This is a genomic window from Acidimicrobiales bacterium (assembly GCA_035540975.1).
Lineage (GTDB): Bacteria > Actinomycetota > Acidimicrobiia > Acidimicrobiales.
On the sequence record DATLFN010000079.1, the window covers coordinates 1 to 5,822 of the forward strand.

7 protein-coding genes are annotated in these 5,822 nt (G+C 74.7%); all 7 read right to left on the reverse strand.

What is annotated here, in order from left to right:
* Window positions 1–534: hypothetical protein (locus VM242_09200; GenBank protein HVM05337.1), on the reverse strand; the 534-nt coding region annotated here is incomplete at its 3' end.
* 133 nt (window positions 535–667) lie between these two features.
* Complete coding sequence (locus VM242_09205; protein ID HVM05338.1) at window positions 668–817, reverse strand: hypothetical protein; 150 nt, start codon at window positions 815–817, stop codon at window positions 668–670.
* A gap of 51 nt (window positions 818–868) precedes the next feature.
* On the reverse strand, window positions 869–1,447 hold the full coding sequence (pdxH, locus tag VM242_09210) for a pyridoxamine 5'-phosphate oxidase (protein ID HVM05339.1): 579 nt from the start codon (window positions 1,445–1,447) through the stop codon (window positions 869–871).
* Between the two features lie 36 nt (window positions 1,448–1,483).
* Window positions 1,484–2,410: a DUF72 domain-containing protein gene (locus tag VM242_09215; protein ID HVM05340.1), complete on the reverse strand. Its 927-nt coding sequence runs from the start codon at window positions 2,408–2,410 to the stop codon at window positions 1,484–1,486.
* An 11-nt stretch (window positions 2,411–2,421) separates the two neighbouring features.
* Window positions 2,422–3,591: a cystathionine gamma-synthase gene (locus VM242_09220; GenBank protein ID HVM05341.1), complete on the reverse strand. Its 1,170-nt coding sequence runs from the start codon at window positions 3,589–3,591 to the stop codon at window positions 2,422–2,424.
* Complete coding sequence (locus tag VM242_09225) at window positions 3,588–5,213, reverse strand: cystathionine beta-synthase (GenBank protein ID HVM05342.1); 1,626 nt, start codon at window positions 5,211–5,213, stop codon at window positions 3,588–3,590. The genes VM242_09220 and VM242_09225 overlap by 4 nt, the downstream gene beginning before the upstream one ends.
* Window positions 5,214–5,264: 51 nt before the next feature.
* Entirely contained in the window at window positions 5,265–5,567 is a 303-nt protein-coding gene (locus VM242_09230; protein HVM05343.1) for a hypothetical protein, read from the reverse strand.
* Between the last annotated feature and the right edge of the window lie 255 nt (window positions 5,568–5,822).

Genomic DNA, 5,822 nt, shown 5'->3' on the forward strand with positions numbered 1-5,822 from the left:
CCGGCGCGGCGCAGCCGCCGGGACGGCAGATGCGGCAGGGGAGGGAGCGGTCAGGCGGACCGCCGTGACCGGGCTCAGCGGCGGCGCGGCGGGACCGGCGTCGGCGGCGACCGCGCCGGCGTCGGCGGCGATGCCGAGGGCACCGGCCAGCAGGTGCTCCCACGAGGTCTCGTCCACCGGGGCGGTCTGGGCGACCAGGGCGGCCTCCCACTCGTCGAACGCGGCGCCGGTCCCGGGCCCGACGGCGGTGCGGGCGGTGGTCGCCCTCGGCGAGCCCGACAGCCAGAGCTCCTCCGAGCCGGCCACCTCGACGGCGCCGGGTGCCTCGACCGGCACCTCGGTGGCCGCCCGGGACGACAGCACCCGCAGGCTGCTGTTGCTCCAGTGCCAGGCGGCGTCCGCCAGCCACGCTTCCCTGGACGGGCGGCCGTTCTCGGCGTCCCAACGGATCCTCAGGGCGTTCGACCTCCCGCAGGAGCGCTCGAGAACCGTGCCCCGCCGGGTCGGGGTCGTCCCTCCGGAGGGTAGGGGCACTTCGAGACAGATGCGGTCACCTGATCTCGGGAACGCCGGGCGCCGTCGCATGGCCCTTCATCGGGATGCGGAGGGCCCCCCTTAAGGGCGACGGCGTTGGGCGGCGATCGAAGGGGCGCGATCCCGCCGACGATCAGCGCGCTCGGGGCGAGCCGCCGTCCGGGCGGCGGCGCTGCTTGTCCAGCCTGCCCCGCATCCCCTGCGCCTCCGCCTGGAGGAGGCGGAAGAACAGGCCCTCCACCGTCAGCGGCTCGACCGCCAGGATCGCCGCGAGCTCGCCCACCCCGAGAGGTTCGCCGCCACCCGGCGGCGGACCTCCCCGGCGGCCCGGTTCTCACGGCGACAGCCGCTCCCGGACCCAGCGGTCCCCGTCCCGCCGCCACTGGAGACGGTCGTGGAGGCGGTCGTCCCGGTGGTGCCACAGCTCGATCGTCCCCGGCACGAGCCGCCAGCCGCCCCAGAAGGGCGGACGGGGGACCTCACCCGGGAAGGCCCGCGTCACCTCGTCGAGGCGCTCCTCGAGCACGGCCCGGGTGGCGATGACCTCGCTCTGGCGGGACGCCCACGCCCCGAGCTGGCTGCCGCGGGGACGGGTCCGCCAATAGGCGTCCGACTCCTCGTCCGCCACCCGGGCCACGGGCCCCGTCACGCGGACCTGGCGGTCGGGCGGCCAGTGGAACAGCAGGGCGGCCCGGGGATTGGCCGCCAGGTCGCGGGCCTTGGGGCTGGCGGCGTTGGTGAAGAAGACGAAGCCCCGCTCGTCCGCCCCCTTGAGCAGCACCATGCGGGCCGCCGGGGCGCCGTCCGCCGACGCCGTGGCGAGCGCCACCGCGTCCGTCCCCGCGTCGGCGTACCAGCGCCGGAACGCCTCCATCGGGTCGTCGCCGGCGTCGTCCTCGCTGAGCCCGGCCATGCCCCGAATCATGGCCCCGGCCCGCCGATCGGCGCGTCACCGTCCGTCGAGCATGGCGGCCAGGTCGGCGGCGTTGCGCACGCCCTTGTCCCCGTGGCAGTTGTTCATCAGCGCATGGAGCCGGTCCACCCGGCCGGCCAGCTCCTCGAGGCGCGGGCCCCACTCGGCCAGCTCCGGGCGCGAGTAGAGGTAGTCGAACCGCTCGGCCGCGCTGATGTCGCGGCGGTCCCACGTGTCGTCGTTGCGGCCGTGGAAGCGCACGACGGCGGTGCCCGTGGCGGCGGCGACGACCGCCGGCAGCCCGGACTTCGGGGGCGCGTCCACCACCACGTGGGCGAGGCCGGCGTCGCGCAGCACGCCGAGCGTGCGGTCCCGGTCCTCTTCTCTCGCCCACCAGCGCGGTGACCGCAGCTCCACGTACAGCTCGTAGTCGGGAAGCCGGTCCCGCACCTCGGCCAGCACCTCCCGGTTGGCCTTCTTCGGCGTGAACCACTCCGGGTACTGGAGCAGGACGCCGCCCAGCTTGCCGGCCCGGTGCAGGGGCGCCAGGGCGTGGCCGAATCGGGACCACGCCTCGTCCACCGCGTCGGGCGGGAGGTGGTGGGCGTACACGTTGCGCTTGCCGCGGTGCTCCTCGGCGACCTCGTCCCGGAGGTCCTCCCAGAGTGACTCCCGCCGGGTCGGGTGGCCGGTCAGCAGGCTGTACGCCTTCACGTCCATGAGGAAGCCGTCGGGCGTGCGGTCGACCCAGTCCTCCGCCATCTTGGGGGTGGGCGGCCAGTAGTACGTCGAGTCGACCTCCACCACGGGGAACCGCGAGGCGTAGAACGCCAGGCGCTCGGCCGCCGACATCGACTTCTTCGGGTACCAGTCGGTGTCCTTCACCAGCGTGGGGTCGGTCCACGAGCAGGTGCCGGTGCGCACCTCGGCGCCCGCCAACCGGAGCACGGGGCCCATGTCCATGGGCGACCGGTCTAGCGCGGGAGCGAGTCCAGGGCGCGCCGGAGGTCGTCCACCAGGTCGCCCGCCGTCTCGATGCCGACGGACAGGCGGAGCAGCCCGGGGTCGACGGCCAGCGTGGAGCCCGCGGCGCTGGCGTGGGTCATGCGGGCCGGGTGCTCGATCAGGGACTCGACGGCGCCGAGCGACTCGGCCAGCGTGAACAGCTCCGTCCGCTGCGCCACCGCCAGGGCCGCCGGCTCGCCGCCGGCGCACAGGAACGACACCATGCCGCCGAAGTCCCGCATCTGGGCAGCGGCGACGGCGTGCCCGGGGTGGGTGGCCAACCCCGGCCACAGCACCGACGACACGGCCGGGTGCCCGGCCAGCAGGTCGACGACGGCCGCCGCGTTGGCGCAGTGGCGGTCCATGCGCACGGCCAGGGTCTTGACGCCGCGCAGGACGAGGTAGCAGTCGAACGGCCCGGGCACGGCGCCGGCCGCGTTCTGGAGGAACCGCAGCTGCTCGGCCAGCTCGGCGTCGTCCACGGCGACGAAGCCACCGAGGACGTCCGAGTGGCCGCCCAGGTACTTCGTGGTCGAGTGGACCACGACGTCGGCGCCGAGCGACAGGGGCCGCTGGAGGTAGGGCGTGGCGAAGGTGTTGTCGACCACGCAGCGGGCGTCGTGGCGGCGGCACAGGTCGGCCACGGCGGCGATGTCGGTGATCGACAGCAGCGGGTTGCTGGGCGTCTCCAGCCACACCATCCGGGTGGCGGCGGTGAACGCCTCCTCCACGGCGCGGACGTTGTCCAGGGCGCAGGTGGTGACCCGCAGCCGCCGGCCGTGGACCTTGGACAGGAGCCTCCACGTGCCCCCGTAGGCGTCGTCGCCGAGGACGACGTGGCTGCCGTCGGGCACCGTGCGCAGCACGGCGTCCTCGGCCGACAGGCCGCTGGCGAACGCCAGGCCGGTCGTCGCTCCCTCCAGGGCGGCCAGGCACTCCTCCAGGGCGCTGCGGGTGGGGTTGCCCGAACGGGAGTACTCGTAGCCGAGGGGCTGGCCCACCGCCGGCTGGGCGAAGGTGGTGGCCAGCGAGATGGGCGGCACCACCGCCCCCGTCGTGGGGTCCGGGTCCTGGCCGGCGCGGATCGCCGTGGTCTCGAACCCCCAGCCGTCGCCGTGCCCCGGCCGCCCGGGGGTCACCTCGACGCCAGGAACCCGAGCACGTCCGATCGGGTGAGCACCCCGACGGGGTGGCCGGCGTCGACGACCACCACGGCGCCGGCGGAATCCAGCCGGTCCACGGCCAGCTCGACGGCCTCGCCCGCCCCGACGGTGGGCAGGGGGCGTCCCATGACGGCGCCAACCGGCTTGTCGAGCAGCTGGGGGTCGTCGAAGGCGTCCTCCAGCAGCTGGCGCTCCACCACCGAGCCCACCACCTCGGCGAAGGCGAGCGGCGGCTCGGCACTGACCACGGGGACCTGGGACACCTCGTACTCCCGCATGACGGCGATGGCCTCGCGCACCGTCTCCTCGGGGTGCACGTGGACGAGGCGGGGCAGATCGCCGTCCTTGCGCTGGAGCAGGTCGCCCGCCGTCTGCCCGGCCGCCCGCAGGAAGCCGTAGTCGGCCATCCAGGTGTCGTTGTACAGCTTGGAGAGGTAGCCGCGGCCCGAGTCCGGGAAGATCACCACGACCACGTCGGACGGCTTCAGGTCGCGCCCTATGGTGAGGGCGGCGTACACCGCCGTCCCGCACGAGCCGCCGACGAGGATGCCCTCTTCCTTGGTGATGCGGCGGGCGGTGGAGAACGAGTCCTGGTCGCTCACCATCACCACCCGGTCGACGGCCGCCGGGTCGTAGGTGGAAGGCCAGAAGTCCTCGCCGATCCCCTCGACCAGGTAGGGGCGCCCGCTGCCGCCCGAGTACACCGAGCCCTCGGGGTCGGCGCCGACGATCTGGATCGCCGGGTTCTTCGCCCTCAGGTAGCGGGAGAGCCCGGTGATGGTGCCACCCGTCCCGATGGAGGCCACCAGATGCGTGATCCGTCCCCTGGTCTGCTCCCAGATCTCGGGGCCGGTGGTACGGGCGTGGGCCTCGGGGTTCATCGGGTTGGAGTACTGGTCGGGCTTGTAGGCGCCCGGGATCTCGCCCACCAGGCGGTCCGACACCGAGTAGTACGACTCCGGGTGCTCGGGCGGCACGGCCGTGGGGCACACGATCACCTCCGCCCCGTAGGCCCGGAGCAGCGCGACCTTCTCGGAAGCGATCTTGTCGGGCATCACGAAGATGCACCGGTAGCGGCGGCGGGCGGCCACGATGGCCAGCCCCACACCGGTGTTCCCCGACGTCGGCTCGACGATGGTGCCGCCCGGCCGCAGCTTGCCCGTCCGCTCCGCCTCCTCGACCATGGTCAGGGCGGGCCGGTCCTTCACGCTCCCGCCCGGGTTGAGGAGCTCCAGCTTGGCCAGCAGGTGGCAGTCGATGTCGCGGCCCACGCGGTCGAGCCGGACCAGCGGCGTGTGGCCCGTCAACTCGATCAGCGACGGTGCGGCGTCCATCGCGGGGCCCGGGTCGGTCAGCGGCCGCACCGGGATGCCGGCCGGGGAGACGTCCTCGTCGGTGTAGAGGGTGACGGCCAGCCCGGCCCGGCGCAGGGTGGTGGCGGCGGCCACCGGGCCCACCACGGCCACCCGACGCGGGATGTGAGTACGGGCGTGGGCGATGTCCGCCGCCTCCAGCTCCGGCACCCGGATGACGTGCCCGGCCCGGGCCAGCAGCCGCTCGGGAACGTCGACGTCTCCCACCACGACGAGCAGGTCCACGGGTCGAGCGTACCGACCCGCGGGAGCAACCCCGCTCGGGAGGGCGGCTGGTCATTCCTGCACGTAGCGGTCGGTGAGCGGCGGCGGCGCGTACGCCGGCCACCCGTCGAGCATCGCCTCGCCGAGCGCGTCGGGGGCACCTCGTGAGCCGGGGAAGCTCGGGTAGGCACGGCACATCGGCGATCGGGGCGCACCCGACCTCGGTCTCCGGGTCCGTCCGCAGCCAGGCGTGCGCGTCGAACCCGACGGCGCGCCGCAGCTCGTCGAGGGGGACCAGGCGGACGTGCGGGCGTCGTCGGCGGACGCCTCGGCGACCCGCTCGACCCGCTCGACGGCCCGGTCGAGTCCGCTCACGCCGAGACGGTACGCCCGTCACCAGCGGCTCGGTTCCGGGCACGCACGCCCGCCGTCGAGTGGTGGGACCGTCACACCGCCGGGGTGGTCCCCCGTGCCGTCCAGCGCTTGTTTACGCCCCCGGCGGTGGTCCCCGGTGGCGGGCCCGGTTGTGGAACCCGCAGGCCGGGCGGCCGTTGGCGGCCACCGTGCGCCCGCCGGCCGACCACGGCTCCACGTGGTCGACCTGGCAGCGCCCGGCCGGCTCGTCGCAGG